Origin of the sequence: Chitinophaga japonensis (assembly GCF_007830125.1) — a bacterium.
Taxonomy (GTDB): Bacteria; Bacteroidota; Bacteroidia; order Chitinophagales; family Chitinophagaceae; genus Chitinophaga; species Chitinophaga japonensis.
This window is the reverse complement of sequence record NZ_VLLG01000003.1, coordinates 1,392,027-1,411,835: the sequence shown is the minus strand read 5'-3', so window position 1 is coordinate 1,411,835 and position 19,809 is coordinate 1,392,027. Positions and strand designations below refer to the sequence as shown.

Here is a 19,809-nt window from a genome sequence, read left to right as displayed (position 1 = left end):
TTAAGCCGGAGGTTGACGCTATGGAAATACAGTCCATTAAGAACAGATTTGGCATTATCGGAAATTCACCTGCACTGAACTATGCCCTGCAGGTAGCCGCACAGGTGGCGAATACAGACCTGACAGTCATGATCTTTGGCGAGAGCGGTGTAGGTAAGGAAGTATTTTCCACGATCATACATGCATTGAGCGCCCGCAAGCATAACCCCTTCATCGCGGTAAACTGCGGCGCCATCCCCGAAGGAACCATTGATTCTGAATTATTTGGCCATGAAAAAGGCTCCTTTACCGGCGCGGTAGACAACCGCAAAGGCTATTTCGAGACCGTGAACGGCGGCACCATTTTCCTCGACGAGATCGGGGAAATGCCCATGGGTACCCAGGCCCGCCTGCTGCGCGTACTGGAGACCGGGGAATTTATCCGCGTGGGCTCCTCCAAAGTACAGAAAACAGATGTACGGGTGATAGGCGCCACCAACCGCGACCTGCTCACCCATACCCAGCATGGCAAGTTCCGCGAGGACCTGTACTACAGGTTGAATACGGTGCCCATCCGGGTACCCTCCCTGCGCGACCGCCAGGAGGACATTCCCCTGCTGTTCCGCAAGTTCTGCGTGGATTTCTCCGAACGGTACAAAACCCCCTCCATACAACTGGATGACGAGGCGCGCAACCTGCTGGTGTCCTATCCCTGGCCGGGAAATGTGCGCGAGCTGAAGAATATGGCGGAGCAGATTTCCGTGCTGGCGCAGGACAAGCTGGTGACCGCCCAGGAATTAAAACGCTTCCTCCCGGACATACCGCATGCTTCCCGCCTGCCGATGCTGGCGGCGCCACAGCAGGGCAGCAGCGATTTTGCCAGCGAAAGGGATATCCTGTACAAGCTGTTCTTTGACATGAAAAAGGATGTAACGGAGCTGAAGAAAATGTTCTTCGACATCCTGCAGAATCCCAGCCTGGCGCATGCCGCCGCTTACCAGGAGGAAGATCAGGATCATATGCTGCACCATGGCTATGCCCAGGCTGAAAGCGGTAAGCCCGGTAACATGCTGGCGCCCCCGCAGGCCATTATCCTGCATGACCATAAAATAGACCATCACGAAGAAGTGGAAGAAACCCTTTCTATTGCCGACAAGGAGAAAGAGCTGATCGTAAAAGCGCTCAAAAAACATAAAGGCAAACGCAAGGATGCCGCGCTGGACCTCGGTATTTCAGAAAGAACCTTATACCGCAAGCTGAAAGAGTATAATATTGGGGATTAACTTTAATTATTCATCATAATGTTAAGATTACTGAAAGGTGCTGCCGCTGCAGTCCTGCTGTTGTCGCTGGGGAGCTGCACCGTTAAATATTCCGCTACCGGCGCCAGTGTTGAACCGGATGCCAAAACCGTGAACATCCGTTTCGTGGAGAACCGGGCGCCCATCAACAACCCTACGCTGGCGCAACGGCTTACGGAAAGGCTGCGCCAGAAGATCCAGTCACAGACAAAGCTGACCCAGGTGAACGATGACAATGCTGACTATGAATTCAGGGCCACTGTCACCGGGTATTCCTTTTCCAATGCCGCGGTTACCAATGTAGACCAGGCGGCCACTTCCCGCCTCACCGTGACCATGAATGTTGTCTTTGTAAAACGAGTGGGTGTAGATAAAAAAGGCTGGACACAATCATTTTCCCAGTCAGCCGATTTCCAGGCCAGCCAGTTGCCCAGCCAGGTGGAGAACAGCCTGTTAGACGAAACCATTATACCGCAGATCACAGACGCTATATTTAACCGGGCTTTTGCAAACTGGTAACCCACAGATATAGTATATTTTTCATACTTTAGCAGCTTATGACCGCAAACAGGATCATCCAGCATATTTTTCAGCAACCGGCGCTATCGCAGGTAACAGAAGCTGCATTGGATCAATTGGTGGCGGAATACCCGTACTTTACCACTGCCCGCCTGCTGCTGGCCCGGAAGAATTATGAACACTATCCCAGCCTGCATGCGCCCGCCGTTAAAAAGGCGCAGTTGTACAGCGATAACCCACATTATTTTTACCAGTTTGTAACCGGTGAGCTGGAAAAAGCGGCCGTGGTGGAAGCGCCGGCACCGGTACAGCCGGAGCCGCAACCTGCTCCCGCTTTTACTTACCAGGAAACAGACGCCCGTGTCGAAACCGACACTGCAACCGAAGCCGGCCAGCCGGAAGAGGAACCTGCGGATACCTATACCACCGCTATACAGGATATTGATCTTCCCGCAGGGGAAGAGGAGCCTGCAACCATGGAGGCGGTAACCGCTGCTCCTGAAGAAACGGAGCCCGCAGCAGGGAAAGTACCAGCAACCTGGGAAGCGACCCTGCCGGAACCGGAAGCGCCCGTTGAGGAAACCTTCTCCTTCAGTGAAGCCATAGCCGGCACGCCAACGGAAGATGCAGTGCAGGAAGAAGAAACGCAGGAAGAGGAAGCCCCGGTGGCGGACGAAGCTCCTGCTGCTGCGCCTGAAATACCCGCAACACCCGTATTTGTATTCGAGGACGCGCCATCCGCGCCGGCGGAAGCATTCCCCGCCCCCGGAACGGAGGACGATATTACCACGAATACCAAAGAAACCGAAACTGAAGCAGCGGCGGCCCCCGCTCCCGGAACAGCAGAAGAAGAACCGATCAGGATATTCCCCCTGGACATACCGGAAAAAGAGGAAACCACCCTCACTTTCCAACCCCTCTATACCGATGACTATTTTGCATACAAAAGATTGAAAGAACCTGAAAATGCAGAAGAAATGAATGCAAAAGGCAAGGCAGAAATGAGGAGTTTTACCGACTGGCTGCGGGAAATGAAGCAAAGCTTCTCCCACAGGGCCAGTAAGGACTGGTACCAACAGCAGTTACACCGTCTTTACGAGGATGATGAACCGGAGGTATCCGAAGCAGTGGAAAAGATGGCCATGGAGTCCATTACGCTGAATGACGATATCGTTTCCGAGACCCTGGCGGAGATCTGGGCCAGGCAGCAGCAGTACCAAACCGCCATCCAGATCTATCAAAAATTAAGTTTGCTTAATCCCGACAAAAGCGCTTATTTTGCGCAAAAGATTCAGGAACTGCAAATGCAGCAACTGCAGCAGTCCGAAACAGATAAAAATTAACAGAAAATATTATGTTATTATTCTTTGGTATACTGATCATTCTGGCATGTGTGTTACTGGGCTTTTTTGTGCTGGTGCAGAATCCTAAAGGCGGCGGGCTGTCCGGCTCTTTCGGCGGTATCGGCACCCAGGTGATAGGCGTGCGCCAGACGACGGATGTATTGGAAAAAGGCACCTGGATACTGGCTGCCATCATTGCAGTGCTTTGCCTCACCTCCTCCTTTTTCGTAGATAAGAATGCAGGCACCCAGCAGGCGCCCGGTGTAATAGAGCGGAACGTAGGCAGAACCGTACCTGCCCCGGCCGGTAACACCACCACTCTGCCCAATGCAGCACCAGCTCAGCCGCAACAGCAACAACAACAACCGGCACAGCAGCAGCAACAGCCGGCTGAGAATAAATAATCAGTTCCTTAAAACTAATTGCAGCACCTCGCCGTTAAAAAGCGAGGTTTTTTTATGTAACCGGTACCCGTCTGGCAGGTCCCCCTTTCCTGCCGGCGAACACTATTGCTATGGGAAACAAAAGACACAGCACCACTAAAAGCTCCGGCAGGACCATCTGGATCAGGCGTATTATTGTCATTGTCTGCGCACTGGTAGCAGGCGCAGCGGTATACGTGGCCTATCGCGTATTCGGCCCTAACACGAAAGCATTCGGCGACAAGAAATATTTTTACGTGCGCACCGGCAGCACCTACCAGGATGTGCTGGAAGGACTGGAAGAACAGGGCGTTGTCCGCAGCCGCAACAGTTTTGACTGGGTAGCGCGGGAACTGAACTACCCTACCCGTGTGAAGGCCGGCCGGTACCAGATACAGAAAGGAATGAGCAACTTCGAGATAGTAAGGCTGCTGCGTTCCGGGCGGCAGGTGCCGGTAAAGCTGGTGATCACCAAGCTCCGTACGAAGAAAGACCTGGTAAAGAAGCTCTGCAGCAACCTGGAGGCCGACTCCAATGCACTGCGGGTGCTGCTGCAGGACCAGGTATACCTGCGCCAGTTCGGGCTGGACTCCAATACCGTGATGTGCGCCGTCATGCCCAATACCTATGAGTATTACTGGAACACTTCCGCAGAAGGCGCCTTTGCCAAGCTGGAAAAAGCCAGGGAACAGTTCTGGACGGAAGAGCGGAAGGCCAAAGCCCGGCGCCTGGGCCTGAGCCTTAACGAGGTGACCATACTGGCAGCCATCGTGGAGGAAGAGACCAACAAAAATGACGAGAAGCCGCTGATATCCAGCGTGTACCTGAACCGCTACCGCAAAGGCATGCGCCTGCAGGCCGATCCCACCGTGAAATTTGCCCTGCAGGACTTTGGCCTGAAAAGGATACGCGAAAGCCACACGCTGTATGATTCTCCGTATAACACTTACCGTTATACAGGATTGCCGCCGGGACCTATCTGTACGCCATCATCCAAAACCCTGGAGGCGGTGCTGAATACCCCGGAAACAGATTATATGTATTTTTGTGCGCGGTCTGACTTCTCCGGGTATCACGCATTTGCCGCCACCTACCGGGAACATTTGCAGAATGCCCGCCAATACCAGGCTGCATTGAACCGCTTGGGTTACTGAGATAAATTACTTATGCTCAATCTCAAAACAAGGCTACATAATACAACGCTGTTCCAGAAACTGGTGGACAAGAGCAAGGTATGGGTGCTGCCGGGCTTTGAGGGATTGCCTTTATATGATGTGCTGACATTCTTTTTCCGCGAAATCAAAAGCAAAAGCCTGGCCGACCGGGCGGCGGCCATCTCCTTTAATTTCCTGCTGGCCATACCGCCTTTTTTCATCTTTCTGTTCACCCTGGTGCCCTTCATTCCCATGAAGAACGTAGAGCCCACACTGTACCGGCTGGCGGAGGACGTAACGCCCAACTACAATACCTACATGATCGTGCGGAACATGATCCATGATTTCCTGTACACCAACCGCACCGGCTTGCTGTCCATCGCTTTCCTGATGGCCTTTTTCTACTCCTCCAACGGCCTGATGGGCATTATGCGCTCATTCAACAAGATGCAGCCCGGCTTTATACAGCGAAAATGGTGGCAAACCCGGCTGCTGGCCCTGCAACTGACCGCCGTGCTGGTGTTCCTGCTGCTGATCACCGTTGTGCTGATCATCGCGCAGGGCACAATATTGCGCTACATTTTTAACCAACTGCACGTAGAAAGCGAGCTGGTAAGAAAAAGCGTGCAACTGGTGCGCTGGCTGCTCATTGTGATGCTGTTCTTTTCCATGCTGGCGGTCATTTACCGTTTTGCGCCCGCTACCGCCAAAAAATGGAAATTCATTAACGCCGGCTCCACCCTTGCCACCATGCTGATGATACTGGTCACCCTGGGCTTCTCTCTTTTTGTGAACAATTTTGTGAACTACAACAAGATATACGGCTCCATCGGCACCATCCTCATCCTGATGCTGTTCCTCTATTTCAACTCCTTCATACTGCTCATTGGTTTTGAGCTGAACGTGAGCATCAGCACCCTGAAAGAAATAGCCGCTTCCAGGATGGAAGACGAACCTGTTGAGATACAGGGCCTTTCTTAATGTGCGGCCCATCCATTTGCACAATCGCCGATATTACATTACCTTTATTTAAAATATTAAACCATCAACCTATACCTGTCCAACCAAAAACCTGCAACATGATGCGTACCTTTTGCGTACTGATCGCCTGTGCTTTGCTTACCGCCTTCTATCCAAAGGAAACTTCCCTGGAAATTGGCGCGCCTATTCCCGGCGCAGATGTGAAGCTGCAGGATATCAGCGGCCGGGAAATATCCCTGAACGGAGCCAGGGGCAGCAATGGCCTGCTGGTAATGTTCTCCGGCAACCATTGCCCTTATATACTGCGTAACCAGGCCAGGACGGTAGCTATTTGCGGATATGCGCTACAGCACCAGGTAGGCGTGATCCTGGTCAATTCCAACACCACGCTGCATAATGGAGAAGAATCACTGGCTGCCATGAAAACCTATGCCGCGGCGCAGCAATACAACTGGTTCTATGTAATGGATAAGAAAGCGGTGATAGCCGCCGCTTTTGATGCGGCGCATACGCCGGAATGCTACCTGTTTGACAAGAACGGGCGCCTGGCCTACAAAGGCGCTATTGACGACAGTCCCGGCAATGCAGGCGCAGTAAAAACGCAGCACCTGCAAAACGCCATCAATGAAATGCTGGCCGGCAAGCCGGTAAAAGTGAACACTACTGCTGCGCTTGGCTGTAATATCAAGCGGTTTTAGTTCACCAGGAACACCGCGTTACAGAACAGCAGCTTGCCGTTTTCCCAGAAGCTGCGGAACAGCGGGTTGTCCGCCAGCATGATAATACGCCCGCTGCCTATTTCCCTTACGCCGAACAGCAGGCCGTCCTTCAGGCGGGCACGGGTATCCGTACCTACAAAACCGCTCAGGTAGTTGTCCTTTTTCAGCACGCCCACGTTCCAGCCGTCCTCGTCCAGGAATTCATAGATATGGTCGTCCTGCTTCAGGGTATAATATTCATCGGGGTATCCAAATGCCAGCGGGTGGGTATTATCTAACTGTACCTTGTAAATAGCGCCGGGAATGAATTGCTTTACACGCTCCCGTTCCCGGTTGGCGTAGGTCTTCAGGGCCGCGTAAGCGTCCACCTTTGTACTGTCTTTGTCTTCCGTCTCCTTTTTCAGCCGGAAGCCCCAGTCGCCTTCCGCCAGTTGGGCCAGCGCGTCCTGCAGGACTATCAGCCGGCCGCCGCTGCTCACCCATTCCTTCAGGCGGTTGACAGTTGTTTTATCTTCGAGGCAATCATAGTGCCCGTCGGGCAGAATGAGCACGTTCACCGTTTTCCAGTTGATCCGCTTGATATCCTGCGGGTTCACCAGGGTAACGGGGTAGCCTATCTGCTGCTCAAAGAAATGCCATATTTCACCCACGTTCAGGGAAGAAACGCCATCTCCTGCCAGCATGGCTACCTGCGGGGGCTGGATGTAGCGCACCTTATCCGATCCGAAATCAGTGCCTTTATCTACGAAGCCGGTCACGGCTGCTTCCAGGCGTACCCGGGCTGCCTGGGCTGCAGCTTTCACATAGGTGTCAAACCGGCCGCCCAGTTCCCCGTTGCCGGCCCTGGGTATGATGAGGGTGCCCGGCGGATAGCTGCGCCCGCCCATGGTGAACGGGGTTTCCGCATACCGCACCTTGATGTGCCGTTGCAGCAGGGCAGTCAGCAGCTTTACATCCTGCAGGCTGTTCCAGGGCGCCAGGTAAGCATAGGGCCGGTTGATCGATGGCGGCTCTTCCCCGGCTGCCGTCAATGAATCTGCTGCCGGCGCCAGTTGCTGGCGCAGTGCATAGGCCTGCAGCCCGTAGGCATAAGGCAGCGCCCAGGCCGTAATATCGTAAGTAACGGAGTCGGTTAAACGGGATTGCGGCTCAAAAAGCACCCGTAGCAGGTTGGAGCGGGGCTGGAAAGCGCTGATCACCATATCCTCCTTCACTATTTCAAAGCTTTCCGTTTTGCCGGTAAAGTAATTCAGCCCGCTGGCTTTGGACGCGCCCGCGCCATAACCGAAAGCGATATCGTTCCTGCGCAGCAGGTCTGCCAGCGCCGCCAGCTTGCCGGCATTGCCGCCCGCCTTTACCACGTAGGCTTTGTAGGGCCCCTCCGGGGCAGTAACGGCATCCCGGAAATATTGGGCAAACTCCCCTGTTATCTTTCCCGATTGCTGCGCCGCCACTTCGATAGTGGACAAAGCGGTGGTAACGTGGTGGGCAATACGGTCTTCCAGCGTAAGCGTGTCACCATCCTCCTTCAGCACGGCCAGGCCGGCGCGGCCGCTGCCGCCCTGCTCATAGGTCATGCCGATAGCGCCGTTATAGGTAGGGTAAGTATCGCCGTAGCTGGGATAGAAAAGGTCAAACCGTTCTTTGGTGAAGTACAGCCATCCTTCCTTGTCAAAATATTTTGCGTTGTTCTTGCCGATCAGGGTCTGCATGTCGCGCTGCCAGGGCTTGATCACTTCGTGGAAAGGCTCCGCCGCCGGCGCAAAATAATAGGGCTCGTCAATACCCTGCTCATGAAAATCCACATGCACCTGGGGCATCCACTGGTTGTACACGGCCACCCGTTGCCGGGACTCTGTTTGCGTCTGCCAGGCCCAGTCGCGGTTCAGGTCAAAAAAATAGTGGTTGGCGCGGCCGCCGGGCCAGGGCTCATGATGTTCCCAGGCATAACGCGCCGGGTTGGGCGGCCGGCTCTGCACCTGGTTATAAAAGCTAACGTAGCGCTCCCGCCCGTCGGGGTTCAGGCAGGGATCGATGATCACGATGGTATTACGCAGCCATGCCTGTGTTTGCGCATTTTTCCTGTCGGCCAGCAGGTACAGGGTGCGCATGGCCGCTTCGGTAGATACGGCCTCGTTTCCGTGCACATTATAGCTAAGCCATACAATGACCGGCTGCTGTGCGCTGCTGCTACCCTTCCCGGCGGCCAGCGCCAGGTTTTGCTGCCGGATGGCAGACAGCCTCGCAAAGTTTTCCGGGGAGGCGATCACCGCCATCAGCAGCGGGCGGCCTTCGTAGGTGGTCCCATACTCCTGCAGTTGCATGTTGGGCGTGGCCGCGGCTACCGCCCGGAAATACTCCAGCACTTTATAATGAGGAGTAAAGTGCGTGCCTAAACGATAGCCGAGGAACTGGTCCGGCGTAGGAAGCGATTGTGTAAAGCCAGGCAGGAAGGCCAGCAACAGTATAGCCGACAGGAAGTATTTGCGCATACCGCACTTAGGATTTATGTGACTAAGATAGAGAATTAGTGGTTACACGACACAACCTGCCCCGTTCAATTCGTAATATTCCTGGCTTTGGCTCCCATCAGACCACCTGTAGACGTAATAACATTTATACATTCCGATACTTGAATCATATTCACTCCTTGTCCATACTTTGTTGCCGGTTTCACATACCTCGTTGATCACTTTTTTATCTACGCCCGTGCATTGCGATGCCGGGGACAATTCCTGCCATAGCGGCATACGGCCATTGGCGGGCAGTTGGCTCTCGTCCAGGTTCAGCCAGGCTTTCGCTTCTGCAACGGTTATACAAAAATTATCGCCGGGAATGGTAACAGAAGATGATTTCTTGAGAAAATATCCTTCCTGTACTTTTTGCTTTACTTCAGCATGTGTTACGAGATGGTTGGCAGCTATTGTTCTGGGGCTCATTATCCCTTGTGTTACTATCTGCTCAACTTTCCGGGAAGTGACCAGGGAACCGGCCGTAAGTGCTTTTAAGGCAAGAGGACCCTGCGCAGCCAGTGGCAGCGAAAATAACGTGATCACTATAAATAAAAGAAATGTTCTCATTTGATTTGTTGCTTATTAATTCCTGCCGCTATTATTGCTTTGTTTTCTCTTTCAGTTGCGCTTCCATTGCCTCCACCTTTTGCTGCAAAACCTTGTTCTGCACTGTCAGCTCCTGCACGGCCTTTACCAGCAGGGCGATGGTATTGGCCTGGTCTACTCCACTCCTTTGGGGCGCAGCCATTTCATCCGGCACTTCATCTGCAATAAAACCTATGTTGGTTCTGTTGGTGCTGTCGGCTTTAAATACGAATGTTCTAACCTGTGCCTTTGCCAGGATCTGCAGTGCAGACTGCCCGAAAGGACGGATGTTCTTCTTCAGGCTTCTCAGGGAGGTCTGATAAAAGGAGGTGGCCTGTACCTGACCACTTAAAACCAGGTTACCAGTACCATCCAACCGGGCGATCTGGGTGGTGCCGGCATACCATTTAAAGCCATTTGTGCTTGTGTTTTGTGGAATGCCAAACCAGATATGCGAACTTTCCATTCCTATATCCCATCCGGCCGTACCCGCACTTACTGCAGCGTTCCATAAAGATATTTTAGCTCCTGTGCTGCGGGTGTTAAATGTAGGCGCGCTCAACCCAACTGTATTCATACTGATTAAATTCGATGTCCCGTTATTAAGTAATAGCTGTCCTCCACTATAATCCATAGAAGTACCCTGCACATTCAGGCTTCCGCTGCCTCCCCCCAGGGGTACTAACCTTACGCCTCCGGCGTCTGAGGTCAGGTACATATCACTGTTACTGGAGCCACCATCTCCAACATACCCGGCCCTGGTAGAACCATCACTTGCGGTAAACCTCAAATAAGACACGTTTGCAGCACCGGTGCCACTACCCCGTATCAGGGAAGTGCTGCCAAGGTCGGCCACACTGCTTACCCTGGCGGTACCGGCAACTTCAAGTGTGTGTGAAGGGGTGGTCGTGCCTATACCAACATTCCCGGCGGCAGTAATTCGCATCCGTTCCGCCACCGCCGCACTACCGGAGGGAGTAGTCAGGAAACGTAATAGTGAAGGATGTGAGCTTCCTGCTGTCCATGCGCTCTCGGAATAGGTCTCTATCTGTGCTCCTGTATATAGAGTAGTGCCCGAGGTATTGGCCCCCCATAGTATCCCGCCGAGGCGTTGCTGACCAGAGGGTGTCCCTGTATTGTACATCCTGATAAATGGGCCACTGCTGGCACTCAGGGCCGCAGTACTGTAAATGCCAATGCCGTCCGCGCCGGTAGGCGTAGATACTGTTAGCCTGCTGGGAGGAGCGCTTGTTGTTCCAATGCCGACGTTGTTTCCTACCCCGTTTATGAAGAGCGGCAGCGAATTAAAGGATTGTATGTAGCTGCCAGTAGCAGCACCGCCAATACCCAGATCGGCGCCATTCTGGGTTATACGTTGCGCATAGGTAGTGAGTGTGCTCGTGGTCAATGTACCAGTTTCAACAAGATGCAACCTGTTTGAAGGGCTGGTAGTGCCTATGCCGAGATAACCTGCAGGTGTTAGCCTCATAATCTCCGAGGGAGTAGCTGCATTACTGGTAAAAAACGATAGTCCTATCGCCGTAGAGTTAAGCCCCCTGGCTGCTCTTATTGCGGAAAAGCCTGCATCATTATCCGTTCCGAATTTCACGCCATTATGAACGGTGTTGTTGGTATTGGAGCCGCTCTTAATATATAACTCACCCGCCTGCACCTGCAACTTTTCAACTGGAGCCGTTACACCGATTCCAACATTCCCATTGGCTGATATCCGCATTCTTTCTGGCTGTAAGCCTGTTCCTGTGCCGCTGTAGAATGCTATACCACCTGGTATTGATGAGTGAGTACCTCCATATAGCGCTATCTGTCCGCCCTGATTAGCGCCAACTTCTCCCCCAAGCATTGACAGTGCTCCTGCATTATTATCCGTAGACTGTAAAGCATTAATAAGCTGAGGAATTACTACATTCCCATTTTGCCTGTTAATTGAAAAAGGTGTGCTTATGTATGTACCCGCGTCATCATAACGTGCAATGCTAAATATTGAACCAGCATTACTTCCTGTTTCAGTTCCGGACAAGAAGATTCCCCATCTTCTATTAGCCGTGGCATAGGCATTATTGAACAACCCGATGTGTAAATTCCCATTAGGCACAAATGAATTATAGCTCAAGGCAGCCGTATGCCCTGTTAGCCAAAAGTTACCTGATTGTGCAGATGTAATCTGATTTTGTACATAATTTGTGCTCCCCCCTGCCGGCGCCGCACCTATATCACCAGCAGTTATTGTCCGGGTCGTAAGGGCAGTAACATGCCCGGCACTGTTAGTTGTAATCGAGCTTAATACATTGGCGCCGGTAAGCGTTGGAGAGAATGCCGTCCCCGCAGGATGATTACCTGATCTCCAAATAGTTTCTATCGTTCCGTTATTGTAATAGTTCAATAAATTGGTGCCCACATCAACTCTATAAGTTGTGGTAGGAGCAGCTATATTGGGTGTCCAGGATAGTGAAGTATTATTATTGTTAGCCAATTGTGCAGAAGACACTACAGAGGTTCCCCTTTTTATGAGCATTGCCCTAAAGGCATCTGCATTGGGATTGATCTCCAGGCTGTTTGCAGTAGTAGCGCCCATATCTGTAACCTGCTGTAAATTCGGCGTAGCACCAGGCGCCGTATTGGTAATCGTAAAACTGGGATATTCCCCGGTGACGGAAATTCCAGCGCCATTTGATAGTGTTACTGTTCGGTCAGGAGCAGTATTGGTCACCGTCCACGACCTGTTTGCAGACATATCCTGGGCGCCGGCGGGAGTGATACTGATCCCCGTACCGCCGGCCATTGTAAATGTGCGTGCTTTTGGCACATAGGTGTTATCCCCATAGCTCTTATACCCCATGTTAACCGCCACTATCTGTCCGTCTGTTTTCCAGTAAAATAAAGTATCATTAGAGCGATAGAGGGTATCTACCGCCACTTTTATAATAGTGCCCAGTTCCAGTGTATCCTGTCCTTCAATGGCAATGGACCTGTCTCCCACTTGCTTAAGGCTCAGTTTCCGGAACTCCGTGCGGCCCTTACCCTTGTTAAATAAAAATCCCAATGTATCCTGCGTCCGGTTTTCCAGGACCAACTCTGCGGTATCACAGGTATTGTAGATGCGTACCGTATCTGCACGGATCTGGTAAACATGTTGAGCGAAACTGCAAATCGTCAGCAATAAAAGTGCGCATGCACCTATCAATGTTTTCATGGTATAGTTCTTTTCCTTTCTTATTTTACCTGGTATTCTCCAATTATAAAGATGCCATATAAGCATTAATAATATACCAGGCGCCTCCATTTGCCTGGATAGTTACCGCATAGTATTGCACATCAAAGCTCTTTGTAAGCGCACCATCAATCTGCTGGGAACCCGATGGATCAATTGTGATACTATTACCGGCTGCACTGATCTTTTTAATTGTATATACGCACCCCTGGCAGGTATTTGCGTCCGGCAGCGACAATGTAGCGTTTCCCGTATTCTGTACAATCACTGTACGATCATTCTCCGTTAAGGTTGCACTACCAGTAACTGTGCTTATTGCCGATTGCCGTTTTATGTAATGATCATTCTCTGCATTATACCTGCTTAATACCCGCCAATGACCTTTCTGGGCCTGCACGGTCAATGCATCTCCATAATGAAACAAAGTGTCTTTCCGCTTGCCTTCTATCGAATCTGTCAGAACTGCGGTAGAGGCCGTAACCAGTACCGGAAAATTATTTCTACTTATTTTCTTAATATGATATATCCTGCCCACGGAAGGCTGTTGCATCCAGGCATCTGTTACCGGTGGGAGGACCACTGTATCCTGCGTATTAAGATTATTGACCAGCAGGGTAGTCTGGTTACCGCTCATGCTGGTGGCAGTAGCCGTAGTTGTATCAATTCTGAATGCGGTAGAATAATGGTTACGAATAACTCCCTGCATATCAATATTACCTGTGGTACCCGAATTTACCCGGATCTTGTCAAACCCTCCCGCCTGTATAATAGCGTTGGTACCGCTACCCGTAAGTCCCGTATTAAACCCGGAAGAGCCGACAAACACCCCGTTTATAAACCGTCCCAGCGTTGCACGCACACTGTCCGTCACCCACAGCCCACCTGGCTGGGGCGCCTGGTATTGGTTCAGGATAAAGCCGTTGGTATCAAGCTGCAGCGTATCCTGCCCCTCGATGGCGATGGTCATATTACCCAGGGAAACAAGCCGCAGTTTGCGGAATTCCGTCCGCCCGTCACCTTTGTTGTATAGAAATCCCAAGGTGTCCCGGGTGCGATTCTCCAGGATCAGTTCTGCTGTGTCGCAGGTGCTATAAATGCGTACACTATCCGCACGGATCTGGTACACGTGCTGGGCAAAAGAGTAATTGGCTAATAACAAGCCGATAACAGCTAGGAAAATATTTTTCATTGTCTTAACATTGATATAGGGATATAAAACATTCCATCATTCTACAAAACATGACCTAATATGCAAACTTGCCCCTCCTTCCCTTAAAAAAACTGCCATTTCCCCTGGCAATTTTTTTTTCATTGTTCCATACAGTGACATAAACATGAACCAGTTTGGGTAAAAGTATAACCGGTTTGGGTTTTATACAAACTGGTTTATGTACTACCCAAACCGGTTTATAATTTAAGCCCCCCGGTTTATCTTTTACCCAAACTGGCTTGCTTTCGTACCCCCCCGGTTTATATACGGGGTGAACTGGTTTGGGTCACTGACCGGGTCATTTAATATCGGAAGCCCCCCGGTTTGGGTAGAAGGTAAACTGGTTTATGTTTTACCCAAACCAGTTTAGGTTCGTACCCCCTCAGTTTACTACGGAAGCCCCCCGGTTTATGTTCGTCCCCCCCTCCCCCCACTCCAGCAAGGGGGTAATTAGAGGCGCCGGCGCAAGTAAGCGGGTAATTATGAAAAATAATAATATCAATCCCCTGCATACCTAAACCCTATTATAAACCTATCTCCATTGCGGCCGGTTCATATTTTATTGTACCTATTTTAACCGTCACATCTCCGGCATCACCGCCCCCGGCTGCCTGGAAATTAAAAGGAACAGGATTATTAAAATTCAATCCCGTCAACTCAACAACTTTGGTATTCGCGTTATAGGCGGCCAAATTGGTCGAGAAGACCAGGCTCCCGGTCGCAGGACCTGTCCTCATGAATAATACATCTGCCTTCCAGTTAGAACTTGAGTTTGACACGCCCAATTGGATCGTGGATTGTATTCCCCCTATAACCAGGGCTATATACCTGTGATTTATATTGGTATAGGTACCGGAAATGCTACCCACATAGCAAGCCCTTATTTTATCTCCATCCGCCGCCAGTTTACCAGCGGGTATATCATAAGTATATAAATCCTCGAAGTTTCCGGCAGTCGGGTCTGAGGTAGATTGGCTTACCAAAAAGTCTTTTAACTGGTTGTTAGGCGGCGCCGGAAAGTTCAGGCTTATTGTATCCTGTCCCTGGATGGCCAACTGGTATATGCCTATTTGTTTCAATTCCAGGCGGCGGAATTCGGTTACTCCATTGCCCTTATTGAACAAAAAACCCTGGACGCCCTTGGTGCGGTTCTCCAATACCAGTTCGGCGGTATCACAGGTATTGTAGATATGCACAGTATCTGCATGGATTTGATATACATGCTGGGCAAAGCAATGGTGGGCTAATAACAGGGTGATGAAAGTGATGAAAAGTTGTTTCATTTTTAGGATATTACTTGTATATAAAACTTTTTACCTGAACTTATAATTTATACTATCAAAAGGGTTACCTTGCTTTTTTGCAGTGAGTATTGTATGGTCACTATTATAATGATAAGTAAATATGGTATTTTGGTAATTATAAAACCCCCAGTCATTATATACTTTATAATTGGTGATACATTTGTTTACATAGGATAAATAAATACCTATATATGTAGAAGGGTCATCAAATAAGATTGGTAAAACTACACGCTCCATTTTTCTTGCGTATGGCAAGAACCATAAGTGCCTATAAGGAGCATCCATATCATTCGTGGTAATAACTATCTGATCATACAACACGAGCGCGCCCCTTTCTGACACATATTCCTCCAGCTTAAACGGTACATCTTTATTGGCCTCATAATAAAATTTCACATGATTTTCAATCGAACCATTCTCCAAGGTATAAATTGATTCAATTCGCTTATTCACATCATATACCAGCGAATCATATTCCGGATCTATGTTACCATTTGCCAGATCTCCGAAATAAGGGTCTGTTACACTTATGTCAAATGCTGCTTTATAATTAACCTTTATTACATTCCCATTAAGATCATAAGAAAAAATGGCTGAGGCCATACGCGTCCTATAAGAATCCCAAACATATGATACAATGTATTTGATTTTTTCATCCGTATTGTAAAATATGTTATGCTGAGGAGTTCCATAATACGGAGAAGAAAAACCTGTTAACTGATCATTTTCATAATAAAAATCCAAGGCCTCTCCATGTGAACCACGTATACTTTCAAGGCCACGGAATTGAGTGCCCTGATTACGTTCATCTTCAGTACTCTTTTTACATCCAGCTAAACAAAAAAAAGTCAACAAAAAAGAAAGTGCCAATTTGTTCATAAGTATAAGTTATAGCGCCTGAGTATATTTTAATTGCGGCCATGCCGCAAGCCTTTTTGAACACATAATGTTAGACATCTGCCCACGCTCACAATCCACTCCTTCTGGTGCGAGGATGACGCGCAGACTATGTGCGTGAGCCTCGCCTCCTCGTGCCTAAACTATATCCTTCATTGTTGGGACACGAGGATTGCTGCGCCTCGTAGCTCCCTTACATCTTCGCGCCAACCAATAAGGGGCTGATTTTCAATTAGTCATTCATACATTTTAGCTGCTATTAATATTCTTGCAAAAAACTTCCAATCAACACTTGTTGGAACGGGTATATTATTATTCATATAAAACCCCTCCATATCGGCTATCCAACTTGCCATAGCATCTAAATAAGATTCAAGACTTTTATTTTCCCATTCATCTCGGTTATGCCGAAAATCAGCAATCAAATCAATTAAAAAGTACAAAAAGTCCTCTTTGCTGTCAATTCTGCTTATCTTCTCATTAACATTTTCCATAGCAATTATTTTAGGACTATACTTTCTCAATCACCCCCTCTCGCGCGACCAGTAGGGGCCTAATTTTTTTCCCCTTTGATATGAACTCTCCATTTATCAAAATATTCCTTTTGCTCTTCTACAGTGCCTATGTTTTCATCCGAATAGTCCAGCATATTTACTACAATCGTAGGTAGCTCTCCCCAAATGAGTAAATAGGTTTTGAATCCACCCGACATATCACGAAGCATTCCTGAAGGATGAGTATCAATTCTTGAACCATAACAAAGGATGAACAATCCCCGCTCTTCCAACAATAATCTATAATACTCTAAACAGGAATACATATCTGAACCAGAATATTCATATACCGTACCCTCTATCTTTAGTTTTGCAAAAAAATTTGTATAAATTTCGTACGTTTCCAAAGTAGCATGAGTGATAGTATTAATTGCTTTATTCAAAATTCTTAAGTTATGCACTTCTATCATAATTCTTATTTAGCCCCTCTGGCCCAAACAACATCTCACATTGCTGGCGCACGAGGATTGCTACGCCTTATAGCTCCCCTACATCCTCGCGCCAGTGAGGGGAATTATATATTCATCCTCAGAATGAAATTTTCTGCGTCTGCATTAGAGTAAAATACATTATCACTTATAGTACTCAAGTCAAAATAATTTGGATAATCCTCAATTTTTGAAATGCCGATTTGAGATGGCTCAACCTGTACGCATATCAAATCCTTTTCCGTTATATATATGTCGATCATTGAACAACCAGAAGGAAAATGCTTAACATCAACTCTTTTCCCTTTAAAATAATCATTCAAGAATTTAATAAAATCGTCCTTATATATCATTGATCAAATGGTTTAACTCCTAGCTTCTCCAATAAGGGTCTCTGTCGTCCTTCGTTGAACTTAAACTCTCAGCAAGGATAGCACGCAGGCTATGTGCGTAACCTTATTCTCGCTTAAGCGATATTTCTCTCTATGGAGCATTAGTATTCCTACCACTTATTGCTTCCTTACGCCCTCACGCTAAAGGCGAAGGGTTAGTTTTTATCAAAATGCCCCTCATCAATTAATGAAATATTGGCAAAGCTCTCAATACAGGTTCTTATGTGTTGCTTATCTGTATTAAACCCCAAAAGTGAAATTGTATATTCTTTATCAGCATTTAAAACCAAATGCAAAGTATCTATAATATCGCTCGTATAGTTTATCGTTTTATAACTCTTAATATCCTGCCATTTTATCAACTTCTTATTATAAATTATTCCTTGATAGCCAATTGTAATTATGCTTCTTTTATTAAAAAATTGATACCAGCCATAGACTGCAATTGTTATAAGGAACGTAATAAGAAAAAAAGCCGCAAAGGAATTTATATCAAAAATAACTCTTGTGTTTTCATAAGGTCCAAAAGCCAAATAAGTAAGCCCTCCAGTAAACAAGAGAGCAAGAATTAAATAAAGGGCATTTGATTCTTTTAATGAAAATTCTTGTTTTGACATTTTTATAATTTTTTACCCTCCCACGTTTCGTCTTTCTTTTAAATAATCTTCAATATATTTCTCAATTGGATGAGCCGTGCCTGTTATATGTACAACACCAGTTCTTTTATCAACAATGATAGGCACATTACCCACAGCCATGTCTAAAATATTTCCGGTTTCGATATACTCCCTAGTTTGGTAGAAAAAACCTACCCTAGCTCAAAGTCAATTGTTTTACCTAGCTATAAGACTAGGTAATATTTGCTCCCTTTATTCCTTTTTGCAATATGCTCCTTTGCAATATCAATTGCTTGATCTTTTGTAACCATCTTACTTATTTGTTGTATCCAAGAAAAATAAAGCTTTAAACTTTTCATCTTTCAATAAAGTTTCTGGATTTAATACTCTTTCTCCAACCTTTTTTTTTTAAAATCTACGAATTGTATTACTTCTTTTTTTTCCCCCTTTACCGCGAGGATTGCGTGCAGGCTATGTGCCTGAGTCTCTTCTTGCCTAAACGGTATCCCTCATTACTTGAACACGAAGATTGCTACCCCCCATAGTTCCCTACATCCTCTCGCCAGTGAGGTCTACAACAGAGGAAAAATGATCTCTAGCTGTTTCCCTATTTAACCTTAGCAATTTGATTATTGAATTCATTTAAAAATTCTTTTGCAACTATATCAAAGTATTTTTTAGGCATAAAAAACTCGTTTAGTACTCCACTAACAAACTCTTTCCAGATTAATCGCTGTCTTTTTAATACCGGCTCATCAATCAGCACCATACCAATTTTGTCCCTGAAACTATACTCTCCTATATCATCCAACCAAAACACGTCTCTAAATTTATGCATATACAAATAACTGTCGCTTCCCTCAAAAATAATGTCCTCATTATCATCACAAATAAACCTCCAGTACAATAAATTAAATAATTCATCTCGACTCATTCTCTCGGACCCAGCGTAGAAACGTGAATTACTATATCCAAGGAAATCTCTTAGGTAACTGGCAGATATAGAAATAGTAGATATCTCCTTAAAGCTACCTACGGGCTTACCATTAATCCAAACACATAAGTGACCATAATAATAAGGTTTATAATAGCTATCCAAGTTCCATTCAATGGCAACCACTTGCTTATGTCCAACTAAACTCATAATCTTAAGGTATTATTATTCCTCCTCGTGCCTAAACGATATCTCTCATTATTGGAACACGAAGATTGCTGCACCTCATGGCTCCTCTACCTCCTCGCGCCAATGAGGGACTCTCTCTGATGTCACGCATCCTTATGCCAATGGTTCTAAGGCCTTAATCTTTCCCGGTAAGCTTCTCTTATAGAATCTGCTTTATAAACATATGGGCACCGCTCGGACACTTTAATAAAAAAATCATAATTAAACTTAATTACACTATCCTTTGTCTCCTTTTCTAAGGTTACCATATATCGTCCGTATAAAGCATCGATATAATTTATCTTAAAAAATCTATTCTTTAAGATAAACTTGCTATCGCATATAACTCTTGCATTGTAATAATCCTGACGTGCACCATTCTTTTCCATACATTCACAATATTCATCCGCTAGACCGTCTGTATCAAGTGATCGATCTTTACAACCAGCTAATAAAATAACCAAGCAAACTAAAATAGCCTCTGTAAATTCTTTCATAAA

Annotated in this window: 18 protein-coding genes and 1 pseudogene; 7 read left to right on the top strand and 12 right to left on the bottom strand. The window is 47.6% G+C overall.

Annotated features, from left to right (window positions below; translation table 11 throughout):
• The first annotated feature begins 20 nt into the window (after positions 1-20).
• The 7 genes from LX66_RS14740 (at position 21) to LX66_RS14710 (ending at position 6,397) form a co-directional block, all read left to right on the top strand.
• Complete coding sequence (locus LX66_RS14740; protein ID WP_145714798.1) at positions 21-1,262, top strand: sigma-54 interaction domain-containing protein; 1,242 nt, start codon at positions 21-23, stop codon at positions 1,260-1,262.
• An 18-nt stretch (positions 1,263-1,280) separates the two neighbouring features.
• Complete coding sequence (gene lptE / locus LX66_RS14735; protein WP_145714796.1) at positions 1,281-1,799, top strand: LPS assembly lipoprotein LptE; 519 nt, start codon at positions 1,281-1,283, stop codon at positions 1,797-1,799.
• A 38-nt stretch (positions 1,800-1,837) separates the two neighbouring features.
• The gene (locus LX66_RS14730; protein WP_145714794.1) at positions 1,838-3,142 is read left to right on the top strand and encodes a hypothetical protein; all 1,305 of its coding nucleotides are present in this window, start codon (positions 1,838-1,840) and stop codon (positions 3,140-3,142) included.
• 11 nt (positions 3,143-3,153) lie between these two features.
• A complete protein-coding gene (gene secG, locus LX66_RS14725) occupies positions 3,154-3,546 on the top strand; it encodes a preprotein translocase subunit SecG (RefSeq protein ID WP_145714792.1) in 393 nt (130 codons plus the stop codon).
• 110 nt (positions 3,547-3,656) lie between these two features.
• Positions 3,657-4,718, top strand: a complete 1,062-nt coding sequence (gene mltG, locus LX66_RS14720) for an endolytic transglycosylase MltG (protein WP_145714790.1) — start codon at positions 3,657-3,659, stop codon at positions 4,716-4,718.
• A gap of 12 nt (positions 4,719-4,730) precedes the next feature.
• Positions 4,731-5,699 (top strand): YihY/virulence factor BrkB family protein, encoded by a 969-nt coding sequence (locus LX66_RS14715; RefSeq protein ID WP_145714788.1) that lies wholly within the window; start codon positions 4,731-4,733, stop codon positions 5,697-5,699.
• A gap of 98 nt (positions 5,700-5,797) precedes the next feature.
• Positions 5,798-6,397: a redoxin domain-containing protein gene (locus tag LX66_RS14710; RefSeq protein ID WP_244620404.1), complete on the top strand. Its 600-nt coding sequence runs from the start codon at positions 5,798-5,800 to the stop codon at positions 6,395-6,397.
• Here LX66_RS14710 and LX66_RS14705 read toward each other — a convergent pair.
• The 12 genes and pseudogenes from LX66_RS14705 to LX66_RS14650 form a co-directional block, all read right to left on the bottom strand.
• A complete protein-coding gene (locus LX66_RS14705) occupies positions 6,394-8,910 on the bottom strand; it encodes a M14 metallopeptidase family protein (RefSeq protein ID WP_145714786.1) in 2,517 nt (838 codons plus the stop codon). The two genes, LX66_RS14710 and LX66_RS14705, sit on opposite strands and share 4 nt — an antisense overlap.
• Before the next feature lie 42 nt (positions 8,911-8,952).
• Positions 8,953-9,498 carry a hypothetical protein gene (locus LX66_RS14700; RefSeq protein ID WP_145714784.1) on the bottom strand — a complete coding sequence of 182 codons (546 nt, stop codon included), beginning with the start codon at positions 9,496-9,498 and terminating at the stop codon, positions 8,953-8,955.
• A 31-nt stretch (positions 9,499-9,529) separates the two neighbouring features.
• The gene (locus tag LX66_RS14695) at positions 9,530-12,727 is read right to left on the bottom strand and encodes a beta strand repeat-containing protein (protein WP_158642642.1); all 3,198 of its coding nucleotides are present in this window, start codon (positions 12,725-12,727) and stop codon (positions 9,530-9,532) included.
• Positions 12,728-12,770: 43 nt separating this feature from the next.
• Entirely contained in the window at positions 12,771-13,934 is a 1,164-nt protein-coding gene (locus LX66_RS14690; RefSeq protein WP_145714780.1) for a hypothetical protein, read from the bottom strand.
• Between the two features lie 545 nt (positions 13,935-14,479).
• Positions 14,480-15,238, bottom strand: a complete 759-nt coding sequence (locus tag LX66_RS14685; RefSeq protein ID WP_145714778.1) for a hypothetical protein — start codon at positions 15,236-15,238, stop codon at positions 14,480-14,482.
• A gap of 30 nt (positions 15,239-15,268) precedes the next feature.
• Positions 15,269-16,138 (bottom strand): hypothetical protein, encoded by an 870-nt coding sequence (locus LX66_RS14680; protein ID WP_145714776.1) that lies wholly within the window; start codon positions 16,136-16,138, stop codon positions 15,269-15,271.
• Between the two features lie 254 nt (positions 16,139-16,392).
• A complete protein-coding gene (locus LX66_RS14675) occupies positions 16,393-16,650 on the bottom strand; it encodes a DUF7660 family protein (RefSeq protein WP_145714774.1) in 258 nt (85 codons plus the stop codon).
• Positions 16,651-16,709: 59 nt separating this feature from the next.
• Positions 16,710-17,120, bottom strand: a complete 411-nt coding sequence (locus LX66_RS14670) for a hypothetical protein (RefSeq protein ID WP_145714772.1) — start codon at positions 17,118-17,120, stop codon at positions 16,710-16,712.
• A 565-nt stretch (positions 17,121-17,685) separates the two neighbouring features.
• A complete protein-coding gene (locus tag LX66_RS14665) occupies positions 17,686-18,147 on the bottom strand; it encodes a hypothetical protein (RefSeq protein ID WP_145714770.1) in 462 nt (153 codons plus the stop codon).
• Positions 18,148-18,159: 12 nt separating this feature from the next.
• A pseudogene (locus tag LX66_RS28630) lies at positions 18,160-18,324 on the bottom strand (hypothetical protein); the annotation flags it as partial.
• Between the two features lie 430 nt (positions 18,325-18,754).
• Positions 18,755-19,291, bottom strand: a complete 537-nt coding sequence (locus tag LX66_RS14655; RefSeq protein WP_145714768.1) for an Imm42 family immunity protein — start codon at positions 19,289-19,291, stop codon at positions 18,755-18,757.
• Between the two features lie 146 nt (positions 19,292-19,437).
• Entirely contained in the window at positions 19,438-19,806 is a 369-nt protein-coding gene (locus tag LX66_RS14650; RefSeq protein WP_145714767.1) for a hypothetical protein, read from the bottom strand.
• Positions 19,807-19,809 lie beyond the last annotated feature (3 nt).